At 73.9% G+C, this 16971-nt stretch carries 18 protein-coding genes; 8 read left to right on the top strand and 10 right to left on the bottom strand.

Annotated elements, in window-relative coordinates; genetic code table 11:
• Positions 1 to 66 precede the first annotated feature (66 nt).
• The 5 genes from ACIP5O_RS17400 (at position 67) to ACIP5O_RS17380 (ending at position 4836) form a co-directional block, all read left to right on the top strand.
• Positions 67 to 1044 carry a DEDDh family exonuclease gene (locus tag ACIP5O_RS17400; RefSeq protein ID WP_401294071.1) on the top strand — a complete coding sequence of 326 codons (978 nt, stop codon included), beginning with the start codon at positions 67 to 69 and terminating at the stop codon, positions 1042 to 1044.
• Between the two features lie 64 nt (positions 1045 to 1108).
• Entirely contained in the window at positions 1109 to 1342 is a 234-nt protein-coding gene (locus ACIP5O_RS17395; RefSeq protein ID WP_078968305.1) for a hypothetical protein, read from the top strand.
• A 94-nt stretch (positions 1343 to 1436) separates the two neighbouring features.
• Positions 1437 to 2252: an SURF1 family protein gene (locus ACIP5O_RS17390; protein ID WP_401294067.1), complete on the top strand. Its 816-nt coding sequence runs from the start codon at positions 1437 to 1439 to the stop codon at positions 2250 to 2252.
• Between the two features lie 33 nt (positions 2253 to 2285).
• Positions 2286 to 4076: a glycoside hydrolase family 15 protein gene (locus ACIP5O_RS17385; RefSeq protein WP_401294064.1), complete on the top strand. Its 1791-nt coding sequence runs from the start codon at positions 2286 to 2288 to the stop codon at positions 4074 to 4076.
• Positions 4077 to 4080: 4 nt separating this feature from the next.
• Positions 4081 to 4836 (top strand): SDR family oxidoreductase, encoded by a 756-nt coding sequence (locus ACIP5O_RS17380; protein WP_401294061.1) that lies wholly within the window; start codon positions 4081 to 4083, stop codon positions 4834 to 4836.
• A gap of 59 nt (positions 4837 to 4895) precedes the next feature.
• On the opposite strand, the gene amaP is transcribed toward ACIP5O_RS17380, so the two are convergent.
• The 5 genes from amaP to ACIP5O_RS17355 all read right to left on the bottom strand — a co-directional run bounded on the left by amaP (position 4896) and on the right by ACIP5O_RS17355 (position 7285).
• A complete protein-coding gene (gene amaP, locus ACIP5O_RS17375; RefSeq protein WP_401294058.1) occupies positions 4896 to 5483 on the bottom strand; it encodes an alkaline shock response membrane anchor protein AmaP in 588 nt (195 codons plus the stop codon).
• Between the two features lie 73 nt (positions 5484 to 5556).
• Entirely contained in the window at positions 5557 to 6174 is a 618-nt protein-coding gene (locus tag ACIP5O_RS17370) for a DUF6286 domain-containing protein (RefSeq protein ID WP_401294055.1), read from the bottom strand.
• A complete protein-coding gene (locus ACIP5O_RS17365) occupies positions 6171 to 6551 on the bottom strand; it encodes an Asp23/Gls24 family envelope stress response protein (protein ID WP_401294052.1) in 381 nt (126 codons plus the stop codon). The genes ACIP5O_RS17370 and ACIP5O_RS17365 overlap by 4 nt, the downstream gene beginning before the upstream one ends.
• 6 nt (positions 6552 to 6557) lie before the next feature.
• Positions 6558 to 6749 (bottom strand): hypothetical protein, encoded by a 192-nt coding sequence (locus tag ACIP5O_RS17360; protein WP_365550133.1) that lies wholly within the window; start codon positions 6747 to 6749, stop codon positions 6558 to 6560.
• 53 nt (positions 6750 to 6802) lie between these two features.
• The gene (locus ACIP5O_RS17355) at positions 6803 to 7285 is read right to left on the bottom strand and encodes an Asp23/Gls24 family envelope stress response protein (RefSeq protein ID WP_365550130.1); all 483 of its coding nucleotides are present in this window, start codon (positions 7283 to 7285) and stop codon (positions 6803 to 6805) included.
• Positions 7286 to 7377: 92 nt separating this feature from the next.
• Here ACIP5O_RS17355 and ACIP5O_RS17350 point away from each other — a divergent pair, with 92 nt between their 5' ends.
• Complete coding sequence (locus tag ACIP5O_RS17350) at positions 7378 to 8049, top strand: hypothetical protein (protein ID WP_401294047.1); 672 nt, start codon at positions 7378 to 7380, stop codon at positions 8047 to 8049.
• A gap of 35 nt (positions 8050 to 8084) precedes the next feature.
• Here the strand turns inward: ACIP5O_RS17350 and ACIP5O_RS17345 are convergent, their stop codons facing one another.
• The 3 genes from ACIP5O_RS17345 to ACIP5O_RS17335 all read right to left on the bottom strand — a co-directional run bounded on the left by ACIP5O_RS17345 (position 8085) and on the right by ACIP5O_RS17335 (position 11188).
• The gene (locus tag ACIP5O_RS17345) at positions 8085 to 8885 is read right to left on the bottom strand and encodes an enoyl-CoA hydratase/isomerase family protein (protein ID WP_356546477.1); all 801 of its coding nucleotides are present in this window, start codon (positions 8883 to 8885) and stop codon (positions 8085 to 8087) included.
• Between the two features lie 127 nt (positions 8886 to 9012).
• Positions 9013 to 9234 carry a helix-turn-helix domain-containing protein gene (locus ACIP5O_RS17340; RefSeq protein WP_006123601.1) on the bottom strand — a complete coding sequence of 74 codons (222 nt, stop codon included), beginning with the start codon at positions 9232 to 9234 and terminating at the stop codon, positions 9013 to 9015.
• 355 nt (positions 9235 to 9589) lie between these two features.
• Complete coding sequence (locus tag ACIP5O_RS17335; RefSeq protein ID WP_401294043.1) at positions 9590 to 11188, bottom strand: ABC-F family ATP-binding cassette domain-containing protein; 1599 nt, start codon at positions 11186 to 11188, stop codon at positions 9590 to 9592.
• Positions 11189 to 11469: 281 nt separating this feature from the next.
• On the opposite strand from ACIP5O_RS17335, the gene ACIP5O_RS17330 reads away from it, so the two are divergent.
• Complete coding sequence (locus ACIP5O_RS17330; RefSeq protein WP_401294040.1) at positions 11470 to 12360, top strand: neutral zinc metallopeptidase; 891 nt, start codon at positions 11470 to 11472, stop codon at positions 12358 to 12360.
• 66 nt (positions 12361 to 12426) lie between these two features.
• Here ACIP5O_RS17330 and ACIP5O_RS17325 read toward each other — a convergent pair whose 3' ends face one another.
• Together ACIP5O_RS17325 and ACIP5O_RS17320 are read right to left on the bottom strand one after the other, a co-directional pair.
• Complete coding sequence (locus ACIP5O_RS17325; RefSeq protein ID WP_401294037.1) at positions 12427 to 13869, bottom strand: hypothetical protein; 1443 nt, start codon at positions 13867 to 13869, stop codon at positions 12427 to 12429.
• 287 nt (positions 13870 to 14156) lie between these two features.
• Entirely contained in the window at positions 14157 to 15284 is a 1128-nt protein-coding gene (locus ACIP5O_RS17320) for an alpha/beta hydrolase (RefSeq protein ID WP_401294034.1), read from the bottom strand.
• 409 nt (positions 15285 to 15693) lie between these two features.
• On the opposite strand from ACIP5O_RS17320, the gene ACIP5O_RS17315 reads away from it, so the two are divergent.
• The gene (locus ACIP5O_RS17315; protein ID WP_401294031.1) at positions 15694 to 16968 is read left to right on the top strand and encodes an anion permease; all 1275 of its coding nucleotides are present in this window, start codon (positions 15694 to 15696) and stop codon (positions 16966 to 16968) included.
• The last annotated feature ends 3 nt before the right edge of the window (positions 16969 to 16971 follow it).

The following is a 16971-nucleotide window of genomic DNA, read 5'->3' as shown; positions in this document are numbered from 1 at the left end:
GTCGCCCGGCGGGCGGGGGTGCCGGAGCACCGAGGAGGGGATTGTCGGTCGCGGCCCGTATCCTCATTGACCATGCTCGACGACCGCACGACCGCAGCAGCGTGGCCGACCGCCTACCCGCAGGGGTACGCGGTCGTCGACGTGGAGACCACCGGCCTCGCCCGCGACGACCGGATCGTGTCCGCCGCCGTCTACCGGCTGGACGCCCAGGGGAACGTCGAGGACCACTGGTACACCCTGGTCAACCCCGAGCGCGACCCCGGCCCGGTGTGGATCCACGGGCTGACCAGCGACGCCCTGGAGGGCGCGCCGCTCTTCCCGGAGATCGCGGCCGAGTTCGCGGCCCGGCTCGACGGACGGGTCCTCGTCGCGCACAACGCGATCTTCGACTGGCAGATGATCGCCCGGGAGTACGCGCGCGCCGAGTCCACCGCGCCCGTGCGCCAGCGCCTGTGCACGATCGCGCTCGCCAAGCAGCTGTCGCTGCCGCTGCCCAATCACAAGCTGGAGTCGCTCGCCGCGCACTTCGGCGTCGAGCAGCGCCAGGCGCACAACGCGCTGGACGACGCGCGGGTGCTCGCCGAGGCGTTCCGGCCGAGCCTGCACGCGGCGGCCGAGCAGGGCGTGCGGCTGCCGCTCCTGGAGTGCCGGCCGCTGACCGAGTGGGCCGCCTCCCCGGCCGCGTCCCCCTCCCCGTACCCCTCCTCCTCGTACCGGGCGAACAGCTGGCGCCCCTCGCGGAAGCGGCCCGCCTGCCCGTACCCCAATCCCGGCCGTTACGAGGTCGGCGAGCCGCTCAAGCAGGGGATGCGGGTGGCGTTCTCCGGGGACACCTCCATCGACCGCGAGCTCCTGGAGGACCGCACCGTCGAGGCCGGTCTGCACGTGGCCGGCAGCGTGTCGCGGCTGACGAGCCTGCTCGTCACCAACGACCCGGACGCGGCCACCTCCAAGACCCTCAAGGCCCGGTCCTTCGGCACGCCCGTCGTCGACGAGGCCGCCTACACCCAGCTCCTGCGGGACGTGGCCCCGGCAGACGGGTGACACCCCCCGGCCCTCCGGGCGTGCCGGACCGCGCGCGCCCGCGGGGAGCCCCACCCTGTGGCGCATGGCACGTTGTGAGGTCTGCGGAAACGATTACGGCATGTCGTTCGAGGTGCACGCGCAGGGCGCGGTGCACGTCTTCGACTGCTTCGCCTGCGCCATCCACCGCATGGCGCCCATCTGCGAGCACTGCCGGGTCCAGATCATCGGCCAGGGCGTCGAGGTCGGGGGCAGTTGGTACTGCGGCGGCCACTGCGCCCGCGCGGAGGGGAAGGTGGGCATCGTCGACAAGGTGTGAGGACGCGAACCGAAGAAACGATTCCGGACGGCGGCCCGCAAACCCGCCGAACCCCCCTGCGTGCACCCCGTGGCCCCCGCTGTACGGTCATGGGGTGTACCGCTTCCTGTTGTCCCGGCAGTGGGTGATCCTCACCCTGATCGCCCTCGTCCTCGTCCCGACGATGATCGAGCTGGGCTTCTGGCAGTTCCACCGGCACGAGCGCCGGGTCGCCCAGAACGCCCTGATCGCGGACAGCGTCGCGGCGGAGCCGGTCCCGGTCGAGGAGCTCACCTCCCCCGGCCACACCGTCCCGCGCGCCAACTACTGGCGCCCGGTCACCGCCACCGGCACCTTCGACACCGCCCACGAGGTGGTCGTCCGCCGCCGCACCTCCTCCGACGACCGGGTCGGCGTGCACGTCCTGACCCCGCTGGTCCTGCGGGACGGGAAGGTCCTGCTGGTCAACCGGGGCTGGGTACCGGCCGCCGCCGACCAGCACTCCTACCCGGCGGTGCCGCCCGTCCCGAGGGGCGAGGTCACGATCACCGGCCGCCTCAAGGCCGACGAGACGACCGGCGCCAGCGGCATCAAGGACCTCAAGGGGCTGCCCGACCGCCAGGTCATGCTGATCAACAGCCGCCAGCAGGCCGGGCTCATCGGCCGCGAGGTCCTCGGCGGCTACGTCGAGCAGACCGCGCCCGAACCGGCCGACGGCACCATCGAGCAGATCCCCGAGCCCGACCACGACTCGATCGGCGCCCACATGGCGTACGCCGTGCAGTGGTGGCTCTTCGCGGCCGGCGTGCCCGTCGGCTGGGTGGTCCTGGTGCGCCGCGAGAAGCGCGACCGGGAGGCCGCGGCCGCCCCGGACTCCTCCGGAGCGCCGGAACCGGACGCCGCCGAGACCCTGGCCACACCGTCCCGCTGATTGACCTGCGCCGCTTCCGGGAACAGCCCGAGCGTGACGCAACACATCGACGACTACGCCATGATCGGCGATCTCCAGACCGCCGCGCTCGTCGGCCGTGACGGATCGGTCGACTGGCTGTGTCTGCCCCGGTTCGACTCGGCCGCCTGCTTCGCCGCCATCCTGGGCGACGAGGAGAACGGGCACTGGCGGATCGCCCCCAAGGGCGCCACGACCTGCACCTCCCGCCGCTACGCCGAGGACTCCCTCGTCCTGGAGACCTACTGGGAGACCCGTACCGGCGCCGTCAAGGTCATCGACTTCATGCCGCAGCGGGACGCCTACCCCGACGTGATGCGGATCGTCGAGGGGGTCAGCGGCAGCGTCGAGATGGGCTCCGTCCTGCGGCTGCGCTTCGACTACGGCTCGATCGTGCCCTGGATGCGCCGGGCCGACGGGCACCGGGTGGCGGTCGCCGGTCCCGACGCGGTCTGGCTGCGCAGCGAGCCGCACGTGAAGACCTGGGGCCAGCAGTTCTCCACCTGCTCCGCCTTCACCGTCACCGCCGGCGAGAAGGTGGCCTTCGTGCTGACCTGGCACCCCTCGCACGAGCCGCGCCCCGACCTGATCGACCCCTTCGAGGCCCTGGAGCAGTCCCTCGCGGACTGGCGGGAGTGGGCGGCCCGCTGCACCTACCGGGGACCCCACCGCGAGGCGGTGCTGCGCTCCCTGATCACCCTGAAGGCGCTCACGTACGCCCCCACCGGCGGGATCGTCGCCGCCCCCACCACCTCCCTGCCGGAGGAGGTCGGCGGCGTGCGGAACTGGGACTACCGCTCCTGCTGGCTGCGCGACTCCTCCCTCACCCTCGGCGCGCTGCTCGCCGCCGGATACGTGGAGGAGGCCGCCGCCTGGCGGGACTGGCTGCTGCGCTCGGTCGCGGGCGACCCCGCCGACCTCCAGATCATGTACGGCCCGGCCGGGGAGCGCCGGCTGCCCGAGACGACCCTGCCGTGGCTGCGGGGGTACGCAGACTCGGCGCCGGTGCGGACCGGGAACGCGGCCGTGGACCAGTTCCAGCTCGACGTGTACGGCGAGGTCATGGACTCGCTCAACCGGGCGCGGGAGGCCGGGATCCCGGCGGAGCGGCACGCCTGGAACCTCCAGCTGAGCCTGCTGGGCTTCCTGGAGTCGACCTGGCGGGAGCCCGACGAGGGGCTGTGGGAGGTGCGCGGGCCGCGCCGCCACTTCACCCACTCGAAGGTGATGGCCTGGGTGGCCGCCGACCGGGCCGTGCGCACCCTGGAGTCCGATCCGTCGCTGCCGGGGGACGCGGCCCGCTGGCGGGCCATGCGGGACGACATCCACGCCCAGGTGTGCGACAGGGCGTACGACCCCGTGCGGAACACCTTCACCCAGTCGTACGGCTCGCGGGAGCTGGACGCCGCCACCCTGCTCATCCCCCAGGTGGGCTTCCTGCCGCCGGACGACCCCCGGGTGGTGGGGACGGTGGACGCGGTCATGGCGGAGCTGACGCACGACGGCTACGTGCGCCGCTACAGCGCCGACTCGACGGCGGTGGACGGCCTGCCGGGGCAGGAGGGGACCTTCCTGGTCTGCTCGTTCTGGCTGGCGGACGCCCTGCGGCTGACGGGGCGGCCCGAGGAGGCGCGGGTGCTCTTCGAGCGGCTCGTCGCGCTCGTCAACGACGTGGGGCTCCTCGCGGAGGAGTACGACCCGGCGACCGGGCGCCAACTGGGCAACTTCCCGCAGGCCTTCAGCCACATCGGTCTGGTCGGCACGGCGCTCGCGCTGGCAGCGGAGGAGCCCGACCCGGCAGGATAGGGCCATGGATCTTGGACTGAAGGACCGTGTGTACGTGGTGACCGGCGCGACGCGGGGGCTCGGCCGGGCCTCGGCGGAGGCGCTGCTCGCGGAGGGCGCCGAGGTGCTGGTGACCGGGCGCGAGGAGAAGACGGTCGCCGAGGCCGTGGAGGCGCTGGGTCCGGGCGCGGCCGGGATCGCGGCCGACAACACCGACCCGGAGACCCCGGCCCGGCTGATCGCGGAGGCGCGGTCCCGGTTCGGCGGCTTCGACGGAGTCCTGATCAGCGTCGGCGGCCCTGCGCCCGGTTTCGCGGCGGACAACACCGACGAGCAGTGGGCCGCCGCCTTCGACACCGTCTTCCTGGGGGCGGTGCGGCTGGCCCGCGCGGCGGCCGAGGCCCTCGGGGAGGGCGGGGTGATCGGCTTCGTCCTGTCCGGCTCGGTCCACGAGCCGATCCCGGGCCTGACGATCTCCAACGGGCTGCGCCCGGGGCTCGCCGGCTTCGCCAAGTCCCTCGCCAACGACCTGGGGCCGCGCGGGGTGCGGGTCGTCGGGCTCCTGCCGAGCCGGATCGACACGGACCGGGTCCGCTCCCTGGACGCGCTCTCCGGGGACGCGGACGCGGCCCGCGCGGCGAACGAGGCCGCGATCCCGCTGCGCCGGTACGGCACGCCGGAGGAGTTCGGGCGGACGGCGGCCTTCCTGCTCTCGCCGGCCGCCTCGTACCTGACCGGTCTGATGCTGCCGGTGGACGGCGGGGCCCGCAGCGGCTTCTGAGCCGCCGTCGCGCGAAAGCGCCCGCCGGGTCGCTCCCGGCGGGCGCTTTCGCACTTCCGTCAGGTGACCCGGCGGGCGCCGTGCTTCACCGCGCGCAGGCGCGCCTCGGTGGGCAGGGACGACAGGCCCGTCGCGGTGCGGGCGTGGGCGAGGGTCCGGCCGCTGAGGGTGGTGAGGGCGTCGGCCGGGGAGGCGTGCGGCTCCAACTGGAACCTCACCCGGGCGCGGGGGGCGGCGCGGCGGCCGGTGAGGGAGACCCGGGCCTGGGCCACGCCGTCCTGTGCGGCGGCGTCCGCCTCCAGGACGTCCTCCAGGGCACGCCCGTGCAGGACCGCCTCCTCGCCGTCGCCGGTGTCGACGACGACCTCGGCGAGCCTGGCCCGCCGGAACTGGGCGAACAGCCACCAGAGGGCGAGCAGGACGATCACGCCGAGGACGGCGATGACCACGGGCCACCACCAGCCCTCGTCCCGCCAGCGCTGCCGGTCGGCGGTGGTGAGCAGGACGTCGGAGGGGCCCGACCAGGGCCACCAGGACGGTACGGAGAGGCCGGCCGCGGCGGCGAGGACGGAGCCGCCGAGGACGACGAGGACCAGCCCCGCCAGGGCGAGCAGGACGCGGTTGACGCGGCGGAGGACGGCGGTCACCTGCGGGCTCCTTCCGGGGGCGCCGGGATCTTCGCGCGGGGCGGGGTCTTCTCGGGGGGTGCCATCGGCTCGCTCATCCCTTCCGGGGCGGCCGGGCCACCCGTACCTTCGGCGCGGGCGGACGGGCGAGGCCGAGTTCGTCGATGCCGGTGGTGACCGCCCGCTCCAGGTCGGTGCGGACCTCGTCGAGGTCGCGGAAGTGCGAGACCGCCCGGACGGCGGCCCTGGAGCGGCGGACGCGCACCTTCGCGGACTGCACGCCGGAGACCTCCATGGCGCGGTCCCGCAGGATGAGGGCCGCGGCCTTGCGGTCGAGTCCGGCCCGTACGTCGGGGTGGTCCCGGCGCATGGGGAGGACGGAGCGCAGTCCGGGGGTGAGGGCGAGGAACAGGAGCCAGAGGCCGAGGAGCGCCGCGAGGGACGCGCCGGCGAGGACCCAGGTGGAGTCGAGCGGCCGGGTCGCGAGGCCGTCGGCGACCTCCTTGCGCCAGGCCATGGCCGACTGGTCGGCCCGTACGGCCGCCACGTCGTAGAGGAGCAGTCCGGCTCCGCCGAGGACGACGGCCGCGAGCAGGGCCGCCGGGACGCGCCGTACCGACCAGAAGCGGCGGGCCCGGGCCGCGGGAGCGGGCGGGGGGCCGGGCTCGTCCTCCGGGGCGGAGGGCGGAGCCTGTTCCGGGGTGGTGGTCATGAGAGGCGGCCCCTCGGTGTGTCGTCGCGGGTGAGCGCGGAGTGGAGGCGCTCCACGTGGACGGACACCTCGTGGACCTCCAGGCCCACGAGGTGTTCCACCCGGTTGCGGACCCGGCTCCGGACGGCGCCGCACTGGCGGCCGATGTCGGAGGGGTAGTCGAGTTCGAGGCTCACCGAGACCCGGGCGGCGTCCCTGTGGACGTCGACCGAGGCATGGGGCTTCGATCCGCCCTTCGGGACACCGTCCAGCGCCTCCCTGGCCGCCTGGGCGGCGATCTTCGCGACGACCCGGTCGGCGATGTCGGTCGCTCCCCGGTCACGTACCGGGTCCCGTGCCGTGTCCGCCGCCGGGGTCACTGCAAGGTCCGTCGCCACCCCGGGTCACCGCCGCCGATCGCCGCGTTCGCGTCCCCGGAACAGATCGCGGGGTTCGAGGTCTCCTTCGAGGAAACGACCGGCCACGAAGCCGACCACCCCGAGAGCCGCGATCAACAGGAACGCCCCGAAGCCGCCGAAGTATCCGGCGAAGCCGAGAGCCATGCCGGCCAGCAGGCCGACCACCGCCATGCTCATACGAGTACCTTTCCTGGCCTTGTCACCGGCTCCGGACGCCGGAGTTCCGGCGTCTACTGGAGACGGCGCTGGTCGTCGTCGTTGTCGTCGTCGTCCTCCTCGTCGGGCAGCTTCACGTCGCTGACCGCGATGTTGACCTCCACGACCTCGAGGCCGGTCATCCGCTCCACGGCGGAGATGACGTTCTCCCTGACGTCGCCCGTGACCTCGGAGATGGGATAGCCGTACTCGATGACGATCTCCAGGTCGAGCGCGGTCTGCACCTCGCCGACCTCGGCCTTCACCCCTCGGGTGACGTTCGACTTGCTGCTGCCCCCGGGGACCCGGTCGCGTACGGCGCCGAAGGTGCGGGAGAGGCCGCTGCCCATGTCGTGGACGCCGTCGACGTCACGCGTGGCAAGGCCGGCGATCTTCTCCACGACGCCGTCGGCGATGGTCGTCTTGCCCCGGGTGGCGGCGGAGCCGCTCCGCTTGGTCAAAGGAGAGCGACGTGACTCGTCGGTCGGGGAGCCGCCGGAGTGAGTGGTGTCCGTCATCTGTTTCGCCCCTTCTGGGTTATTTCGGGGTTCTCCGCTCAGATTAAGGGCGTTTCCCGCAATCTGCTCCACCAATGCGGCAGTCTGGGGGAATGACGACGACTGAGGGTTGGACGGCGGCGGTCCGCGACCGCCTCGCACCGGGCAGACTGCTGCCGCTGGGAACGGCGGAGGACGGCGCCTGGATCACGGAACGGGCGGTACGGCAGGCCCTCGACCGGACCGCCACGGCGGTACGGGGAGTGGTGCCGGGCAGGCTCCGGGTCGGGCTGGATCCCGACGGGGAGCAGGGTCCGGAGCCGCTGCCGGTGCCGCCGGGCGGCCTGCCGCCGGGACCGCTGCGGATCACCGCGGACTTCCGGGCGGTGGCGGGCCGACCGCTGCCGGAACTGACCGAGGAACTGCGGACGGCCCTGCTCGGGGCGGCGGACGGGCTCGGGCTCACGGTGACCGGCGTGGACCTGCGGGTGACGGAGCTGCTCGACGCGGCGCCGGAGGAGGAGCCGGCCGCTCCCCCGCCGGGGCGGCCCTCCCCCGCGACGGACGACCCGGTGGCCCTGGCGGTGCTGCGGGTCGAGGGGGTGGCGGGCGTGACGGACGCGCTGGGGCCGCCCGTGCGCCGCAGCGGGGACGCGCTGCGGGTCGAGCTGGCCGTGACGGCGGGCCGCCGCCCGCTCGACGTGGCGCGCGCCGCCCGGAGCGCCGCGACCGCGGCCGCCGGTGGGGCGGCCGCGGTCACGGTCCTGGTGTCGGAGCTGCGCTGAGGGCGGGCCGGAGCCGCGCCCCGAGCGGTGGTGTGTCAGTCGCCGAGGCCCGCGAGGTCGCGCAGGCGGCGCCCCTGGGCGGCGCGCTCGGCGACGCGCTGCTCCTCGTAGGAGCGGCCGGAGACGCCCTGGAGGAGCGCCTTGGTCTCGTTGACCGCGTCGCGGGGCGCCGCGAGCAGGGCGGCGGCGAGGTCCCGTACGGCCGCGTCGAGCTGGTCGGCGGGCACGGCGAGGTTGGCGAGGCCGACGCGCTCGGCCTCGTCGGCGTGCACGAAGCGCCCGGTGGCGCAGATCTCCAGGGCGCGGGCGTAGCCCACGAGGGAGACGAGGGGGTGCGTGCCGGTGAGGTCCGGGACGAGGCCCAGGCTGGTCTCGCGCATGGCGAACTGCACGTCCTCGGCGACGACCCGCAGATCGCAGGCGAGGGCGAGCTGGAAGCCCGCGCCGATGGCGTGCCCCTGGACGGCCGCGATCGACACGAGGTCGCCGCGGCGCCACCAGGTGAACGCCTCCTGGTACTCGGCGATGACGGCGTCGAGCTCCTCGTCGGAGCCCCGCGCCATGTCGAGGAAGGAAGGCTCGCCGTCGAAGCCCTCGGGCGTGAACGCCTGCCGGTCGAGTCCGGCGGAGAAGGACTTGCCCTCACCGCGCAGGACCACGACCCGCACGCTGCCCGGCAACGACCGCCCGGCTTCCGTCAACGCCCGCCACAGAGCGGGAGACTGGGCGTTGCGCTTCGCCGGATTGGTCAAGGTCACCGTGGCGACGGCGTCCTCGACGGTGAGCCGTACACCGTCCTTGTCGAATACGAGCTCGGGGTCGTCGAGCGTGGTCATGGGGCGCCTCCGGTTCCGGTGCAGCACTGCGTCCATTGCTAAGTGACTGCACAGTAACCACCCGGTCCGCTCCGGGGCGGACCGGGTGGCCACCGAGAGACCCGGTGGCCCGGTCGGGCCGCCCCTGTCAGGCCGAGGCCGCCTTCTTGCCCCGTGTCGCTCCGCCGCGTCCACGCAGCGTGACTCCGGACTCGCTGAGCATCCGGTGGACGAATCCGTAGGAGCGGCCGGTTTCCTCGGCCAGCGCCCGGATGCTCGCACCGGAGTCGTACTTCTTCTTCAGGTCTGCCGCGAGCTTGTCGCGCGCGGCGCCGGTCACCCGGCTGCCCTTCTTCAGAGTCTCGGCCACCCGTGCCTCCTCATGGGAAGTGCGCTCTGGACTTCTCATGATCACCCCTCCTGTCCGTCCTGGCCACCCATTCGACAAGGTCCGTGCCGCTTCCTTGGTGGACGGGTACCCCGTCGTCACGACCGGAACCCTGTGTTCCGATCTTCGGGAAGGACGCCGCCGCGCCGGTCGGGACGGGAAGTGCCAGGTCAGCGGGGCTCCGGGGAGACACGTGCGGCGCGGGTCCGCCGGAAGGATTCAGCAGAGCACCGCGCCGACGGGTACGAGACGTCCTCACTCAGATGAAGGATCACCCATGAGCCGAATGATCCAGCCCGGGGTGATCGTCCGGGGCCCCGGAAAGCCCCTCCGGCGGTCAGGCCAGGGCCACCAGGTCCGCGTAGTCCGCGCCCCACAGGTCCTCGACGCCGTCCGGGAGCAGGATGATCCGCTCCGGGTCGAGCGCCTCCACGGCCCCCTCGTCGTGGGTGACGAGGACGACGGCGCCCTTGTACGTGCGCAGCGCGCCGAGGATCTCCTCGCGGCTGGCCGGGTCCAGGTTGTTGGTGGGCTCGTCGAGGAGCAGCACGTTCGCCGAGGAGACGACCAGGGTCGCCAGGGCGAGCCGGGTCTTCTCGCCGCCGGAGAGCACCCCGGCCGGCTTGTCGACGTCGTCGCCGGAGAAGAGGAACGAGCCCAGCGTCTTGCGCACGTCGACGAGGTCGAGGTCGGGCGCGGCCGAGCGCATGTTCTCCAGGACGGTCCGGTCGGGGTCGAGGGTCTCGTGCTCCTGGGCGTAGTAGCCGAGCTTGAGGCCGTGGCCCGGGGTGACCTCGCCGGTGTCGGGCTTCTCGACCCCGCCGAGCAGGCGCAGCAGGGTCGTCTTGCCGGCGCCGTTGAGGCCGAGGATGACGACGCGCGAGCCCTTGTCGATGGCGAGGCTCACGTCGGTGAAGATCTCCAGGGAGCCGTACGACTTGGAGAGCCCCTCGGCCGTCAGCGGGGTCCGGCCGCAGGGCGCGGGCTCGGGGAAGCGCAGTTTGGCGACCTTGTCGGAGGCGCGCACCGCCTCCAGGCCGGAGAGCAGCCGCTCGGCGCGCTTGGCCATGTTCTGCGCGGCGACGGTCTTGGTGGCCTTGGCGCGCATCTTGTCGGCCTGCGAGTTGAGCGCGGCGGCCTTCTTCTCGGCGTTCTGGCGCTCGCGCTTGCGGCGCTTCTCGTCGGCCTCGCGCTGCTGCTGGTAGAGCTTCCAGCCCATGTTGTAGACGTCGATCACGGAGCGGTTGGCGTCCAGGTAGAAGACCTTGTTGACCACGGTCTCGACCAGGTCGACGTCGTGGGAGATGACGATGAAGCCGCCGCGGTAGGTCTTCAGGTAGTCGCGCAGCCAGACGATCGAGTCGGCGTCGAGGTGGTTCGTGGGCTCGTCGAGGAGGAGCGTGTCGGCGTCCGAGAAGAGGATCCGGGCGAGCTCGACGCGGCGGCGCTGACCGCCGGAGAGGGTGTGCAGCGGCTGGCCCATGACCCGGTCGGGCAGGCCGAGGGCGGCGGCGATGGTGGAGGCCTCGGCCTCGGCCGCGTACCCGCCCTTGGTGAGGAACTCGGTCTCCTGGCGCTCGTACTGGCGCAGGGCCTTGTCGCGGGTGGCGCCGCTGCCGGTGGCGATGCGCTCCTCGTTCGTCCGCATCTTCTTGAGGAGGGTGTCGAGGCCCCGGGCGGAGAGGATGCGGTCGCGGGCCAGGACGTCGAGGTCGCCGGTGCGCGGGTCCTGCGGGAGGTAGCCGACCTCGCCGGAGCGCGTGATGGTGCCGCCGGCGGGCTGGCCCTCGCCGGCCAGGCACTTGGTGAGGGTGGTCTTGCCCGCTCCGTTGCGGCCGACCAGGCCGATGCGGTCGCCCTTGGCGACGCGGAAGGAAGCGGACTCGATGAGGACACGGGCGCCGGCGCGCAGCTCGATGCCGGAAGCGGTGATCACGGACAGACTCCAGGGCGGTGGGGATACGGCGGAAGGACGGGGTGGAGGGCTTCGACGCCGCTAATGCACGGGGAGAATGGCCATACGGCCAGTCTAACGGGCCCCTGCAACTGGTTTTCGGCCATGCGGGGCGCGGACCGCCGCCGTCCGCACCTCCCGCGCCCTCCGTCCGGCCGCTGTTCCCACCGACGCTTCGCAAAAGAAGCGGCGGGTACACGGCCGTCCGATACTCGGCGCAGGGCGGCGGTCACTGCCCGGCGGACAGCGGAGGGTGGTGGACCGTGCAGTTCGACGACAACGCCGATCTGGACACCTCGGAGGTCAGTGACTCCCGGGGAAGTCGGATCCCGGGCGGTGGGGCGACGATCGGCGGCGGGATCATCGGTTTCGTCGCACTGGTCCTGGGACTGTTCTTCGGGGTGGGACCCGATCAGCTGGGGCTCTCGGAGGGCGGCGACCAGCCGGCCGCGACCTCGTCCTCGGCGACCCAGGTGGACCAGGTCTGCAAGAAGGGCTCGGACGCCAACACGCGCGAGGACTGCCGGATCGTCGCGGTCGTCAACAGCGTGCAGGACTACTGGCGGGGCGAGTACGAGCGCCGGGGCGGGACCTACACCAACGCCACCACCAAGCTCTTCACCCAGCGGGTCGGGACCGCGTGCGGCACGGCGACCTCGGCGGTGGGGCCGTTCTACTGCCCCGGCGACCGGCAGGTCTACCTGGACCTGGACTTCTTCGACGAGCTGCGCACCAAGTTCGGGGCGAGCGGGGGGCCCTTCGCCCAGGCGTACGTGGTGGCGCACGAGTACGGCCACCACGTCCAGAACCTGACGGGGACCCTGGAGCGCGCCCAGGACGGCCGGACCGGCGCGGACTCCAACTCGGTGCGGGTCGAACTCCAGGCCGACTGCTACGCGGGCGTGTGGGCGCGGCACGCGACGACCACGCCCGACGAGAAGACGGGCCGGAAGCTGCTGACGCAGCTCACCGACCAGGACATCCAGGACGGCCTGAACGCCGCGGCGGCGGTGGGGGACGACCGGATCCAGGAGAAGTTCCAGGGCCGGGTGACGCCGGAGAGCTGGACCCACGGCTCGGCGGCGCAGCGGCAGAAGTGGTTCTACGAGGGCTACGAGACCGGCGACATGGCCCGCTGCGACACCTTCCGCTGAGTGCCTTCCGCCGGCTGAGCCGTCGTCCCCGGCGCCACGGGTGCTCCGCGGCGCCGGGGACGTGCGTCACGCTCCCCCGGTGTGGACCTGGAAGGCGGCCCTGCGGACCGCCTTGGCCAGGGCCGGGTCCGGATGGGCGGCGGCGAGGGCGACCAGGACCTGGACGGTGCGGGGGTGGCCGACGGCCCGGACCTCGTCGAGCAGCGCGGGGACGGTGCCCTGCACGGCGGAGTCGAGGTGGCGGACGAGCAGCGCGCTCTCGCCGTGGTCGGCGACGGCCGCGGCGGTGTCCACCCAGAGCCAGGTGGCCTCCTCCCGGGTGAGCACCTCCTGGGCGTCGTCGGGGTCGGCGCCCTCGTACTCCGCGAGCCAGAGCAGCGCGTACGGGCGCAGCGAGGGCTCGGTGACGGTGGCCCGGACCTCGGCCTCGGCGGGGGCGCCGACGACCCGGAGCGCCTCGAAGGCGAGGCCGCGCAGCAGGGCGTCCTCGCCCCGGGCGACGGCGAGGAGCTCGGCCACCGCGCTGGAGAGGGTGCGGGCCGCGAGCCAGGCGCGGTACTCGTCGCGGGCCGGGCCCGGGGTGAGCCGGGCGCAGCCGCGGAGCATGTCCTCGGCGGACTGCTCGATGTTGCCGGCGGGGCTCTGCGCGGCGACGCAGATCTGCTCCAGCTTGACCCACACCGCCCAGTTGCCGAGCGGGGTGAGGGTGGCGTGCCGCTCGCCGGCGTCGGAGCCGGGGCCGGAGGCGGGGTCGGAGTCCAGGGTGAGCGCGCCGACGGCGGCCAGGCCCTCCAGGGCCCAGTCCAGGAGGGCGGGCAGCCCGGCGGTGCCGGCCTCGGCCGGTGTCTCGGGGGCCTCCGGGGTCTGTTCGGGCGCGGGGACCTCGCAGCGCTCCTCGCGGAGCTCCTCGACCCGCTGGCCGAGGAGGTCGAGGAGGGCCGGGACGAGGACCGGGCCCTGGGAGAGCTGGAGCAGCGAGAGCACCTGCGGGACGGCCTCGACGACCTCGGCGACGGCGCTCGGGGCGACCCCCTCGGGGGCCGGGTGCACCAGGGACCAGGCGTCGAAGAGGGCGACCCAGCCGCGCAGCACGGCGGAGTCGTCGCGGTCCCAGGCGTGCAGCCGCCAGCCGGGGCGGGCGGTGTCGCCGTGGAGCTCGACGAGCCCGGCGAGCCGGGCGCGGTCCCAGCCGGCCCGGACCTGGCCGGGCGTCAGGTCGAGGGCCGCGGCGGCCCGTTCCTGCGGGGGGAAGGCGCCGGGGCCGGTGCGGGGGGCCGTCCGGGCCCCGCCCTCGACGGCGGCCCAGCGGGCGATCCGTACGGCGTCGGCGAGGACGTGCCGGGCCTGGCGGGCGAGTTCCGCGCGGGGCGGAGTGCCCTCGGGCGGCCGCGGCGCCGGCCGGGTGCGCCGGGTCGTCACGGCCCGTCGGGCGGTGGCCAGCGACCGTGGGCGGACGAGTCGGAGTCTGGAGTTGCGCGCCAATGGTTCATCGGGCTTTCGAGACGTCACGGGGGCAGTCTTCCCGCTGACGGCCCGAAAGCCCAATCGGAACCGGCCGCGCCGTCGGAACGGGCCCCGCGGGGGCCCGGCGGAGGTCCCGCGAAGACCGTACGGAGGTACTGCGGAGGCTTCGGGCGGGCTCCCCCGGCCGGTGCGGGCTCCTGGGCCGGTGCGGGCCCCCGGCCGGTGCGGGCTCCCCCGGCCGGTGCGGCCCCCCGGCCGGTGCGGGCTCACGGGCCGGTGCGGGCTCACGGGCCGGTGCGGGGAAGGTCGCGAAAGCGGTCGCGCGGGAGGTCTCAGAGCAGCGGGACGAGGAAGCGGCGCAGGGACTCCTCGTAGCGGACCGGGTCGGGGTTCCACATCGCCGCGTGCGGGGCGTCCCGGACGGTCTTCGGACTGATCAGGTCGGGGCGGCGGGCGGCGAGTTCGACGGAGGGCTCCCAGGGGGCGATCGCGTCCTCGGGGCCGTGGAAGAGGAGGACCGGGGCGCGCAGGGCGCCGGGGGCCGAGGCGAGCTGGAGGAGGTCGCCGTGCGGGCCCGTCCTGCCCCGGGCGGCGCGGACGGCGAGCGGCATCAGGAACCCGGGGACGTGCCGGGCCGACGCGAGGTTGCGGAGGGTGACCTCCCAGTCCAGGACCGGGGAGTCGAGGACGAGGCCGGCGATCCGGTCGCGCACCCCCGAGTCGGCGGCGGCGCGCAGGGCCATCGACGCCCCGGGCCCCCAGCCGTGCAGGACGACCTTCTGGGCGCCCCGGCGGACGGCGTAGCGGAGGGCGGCGTCGACGTCGCGCCACTCGGAGTCACCGAGGTGGGCGAGGCCGTCCGGGGAGGGGGGAGCGCCCTCGTCGCCCCGGTAGGCGGGGACGAGGACGGGGATCCGGTGCCGGTGGTAGAAGGGGACGACGTTCAGCGGGTGTTCGCGGGTGGCGCCGAGGCCGTGCAGGGCGATCACCCAGGTGGTGCGCGGGGCGGGCACGAGCCAGGCGGGCAGGGGGCCGAGTTCGCCGGGGATCTCCACGTCCTCGTGGTCGATCCCGAGGGCGCTCGTGGGCGTGCCCCGGTGGAGCGCGGGGGTGAGCCGGACGCGGGCGCCGGGCCCGGGGGCGCCGAGCTCGATCCGCTCCAGGCGCCGGACGACGGTGTCGGCGGTGTGCGGGGCCCGGTCGAGGACGGGGCCGAGGACGGCGTGCAGACCGGGCCCCTCCATGCCGTACGTGCCGGGGCGCAGCGAGGCGAGGCTGCGGGTGAGGGTGATCCGGTCGGGGCCCGTGGCGTGCACGGTCAGCCGGGGATCGCCGGGCAGGGGGCGTACGGACGACGCCTTGAGGGCGAGGTCGCTGGCGTACCGGCCGGCCGCGACCGCGGCCGCGCCGACACCGAACAGGGTGGTGACGGCCGCTGCCGTCGCTGTAGCCGGGCGCACACCCCCAGTGTCCGCAGGACGGGGCCGGGATGCCACCGGAAGGGGCGGAGTCGTTACCGAAGGACCCGAGGGAGCGGAGTCGCCCCCGAAGAAGCGGAGGTCGCCACTCCGGGGAGTGACGCGGGTCTCCTCGGCGGGGTCCCCCGGTCGGGTGGTCCGGTCCGGGGAGCGGAACGGGGCGGCACGGGAGGAACCGGGGCAGGCCGCCGAGGCCTTGCGGGGCCCGGATTACCCGGGGTCGCAGGGCGCCCGCATCGTGGACGCCCCTCCCCCGGACCCTCCCCCGGGGACCAAGCGGAATCTCTTGGCACCGGTTAGGGACACCACGCCGCCCGCCCCAGTTCATCTTCCGTTCACCCAGGTTGCTTACGTTCGACCAGCCACTGACGTCAAACGATTGCCTGGGTAAATGGAACACATCACGCTGCTGCTCGCCATTGTGGTCGTGACAGCTCTCGTGTTCGATTTCACGAACGGTTTCCACGACACCGCGAACGCGATGGCCACGACCATCTCGACCGGTGCGCTCAAGCCCAAGACGGCGGTGGCCATGTCCGCCGTGCTCAACCTCGTCGGCGCGTTCCTGTCCGTGGAGGTCGCCAAGACGATCTCCGGCGGGATCATCAACGAAGAGGGCATCCGCACAGAGGTGATCTTCGCCGCGCTGGTCGGCGCCATCCTGTGGAACCTGCTGACCTGGCTGCTCGGACTCCCGTCCAGCTCCTCCCACGCGCTCTTCGGCGGTCTCATCGGCGCCGCGGTCATGTCGGCCGGCTGGTCGGCCGTGAACGGCTCCACGATCGTCACCAAGGTCCTCATCCCGGCCGTCGCCGCGCCGGTCGTCGCCGGCCTCGCCGCGATGGCCGCCACCAAGCTGACGTACAAGATCAAGGCCAACCCCGAGGCGAAGGCCACGGCCAAGGGCTACCGGGCCGGCCAGATCGCCTCCGCCGGTCTCGTCTCCCTCGCCCACGGCACCAACGACGCCCAGAAGACGATGGGCATCATCACCCTCGCCCTGGTCACCCAGGGTGTCGTCGCCCCCGGCTCGAACCCGCCCCTGTGGGTCGTCGTCTCCGCCGGCGTCGCCATCGCGCTCGGCACCTACCTCGGCGGCTGGCGCATCATCCGCACCATGGGCAAGGGCCTCACCGACCTCCAGCCGCAGCAGGGCTTCGCCGCCCAGACCAGCGCCGCGACGGTCATCCTGGCCTCCTCGCACCTCGGCTTCTCCCTCTCCACCACCCAGTCCTGCTCGGGTGCCGTGATGGGCGCGGGCCTCGGCCGCAAGGGCGGTGTCGTCCGCTGGTCGACCGCGACCCGGATGTTCGTCGCCTGGGGCCTGACCCTGCCCGCCGCGGGCCTGGTCGGCGCCGGCGCCGAGTTCCTCACCAAGCAGGGCACCTGGGGCATCGCCGCCGTCGCGGTCCTGCTCGTGGCCGGCTCGGCCGTCATCTGGTCGCTGTCCCGCCGCAAGCCGGTCGACCGGCACAACGTCACGGCCGACGACCTCGACGCCTCCGACGCCGAGCCCGCGGGCGTGGTGACCACCGCCATCGCGGCCGTCACCCCGCCGCCGGCCGGCTCCGTCGCCGCCGTCACCGACGAGGACCTCAAGGCGACCATCCCCGCCCCGGCCCCCACCGACCCGACCGCTCCCCCGGCCCCGGCCGCGAAGGTCTAAGGA

The organism is Streptomyces sp. NPDC088915, assembly GCF_044749825.1.
Lineage (GTDB): Bacteria > Actinomycetota > Actinomycetes > Streptomycetales > Streptomycetaceae > Streptomyces.
Note: the sequence above shows the minus strand (reverse complement) of the source record. Positions and strands in the feature narration are given on the sequence as shown.

Bases quoted from the DNA above. Each gene is read 5' to 3' on its own strand.
- ACIP5O_RS17395 (WP_078968305.1), top strand. From the start codon at position 1,109: ATGGCACGTTGTGAGGTCTGCGGAAACGATTACGGCATGTCGTTCGAG.
- ACIP5O_RS17380 (WP_401294061.1), top strand. From the start codon at position 4,081: ATGGATCTTGGACTGAAGGACCGTGTGTACGTGGTGACCGGCGCGACG.
- ACIP5O_RS17370 (WP_401294055.1), bottom strand. From the start codon at position 6,174: ATGACCACCACCCCGGAACAGGCTCCGCCCTCCGCCCCGGAGGACGAG.
- ACIP5O_RS17360 (WP_365550133.1), bottom strand. From the start codon at position 6,749: ATGAGCATGGCGGTGGTCGGCCTGCTGGCCGGCATGGCTCTCGGCTTC.
- ACIP5O_RS17355 (WP_365550130.1), bottom strand. From the start codon at position 7,285: ATGACGGACACCACTCACTCCGGCGGCTCCCCGACCGACGAGTCACGT.
- ACIP5O_RS17350 (WP_401294047.1), top strand. From the start codon at position 7,378: ATGACGACGACTGAGGGTTGGACGGCGGCGGTCCGCGACCGCCTCGCA.
- ACIP5O_RS17345 (WP_356546477.1), bottom strand. From the start codon at position 8,885: ATGACCACGCTCGACGACCCCGAGCTCGTATTCGACAAGGACGGTGTA.
- ACIP5O_RS17315 (WP_401294031.1), top strand. From the start codon at position 15,694: ATGGAACACATCACGCTGCTGCTCGCCATTGTGGTCGTGACAGCTCTC.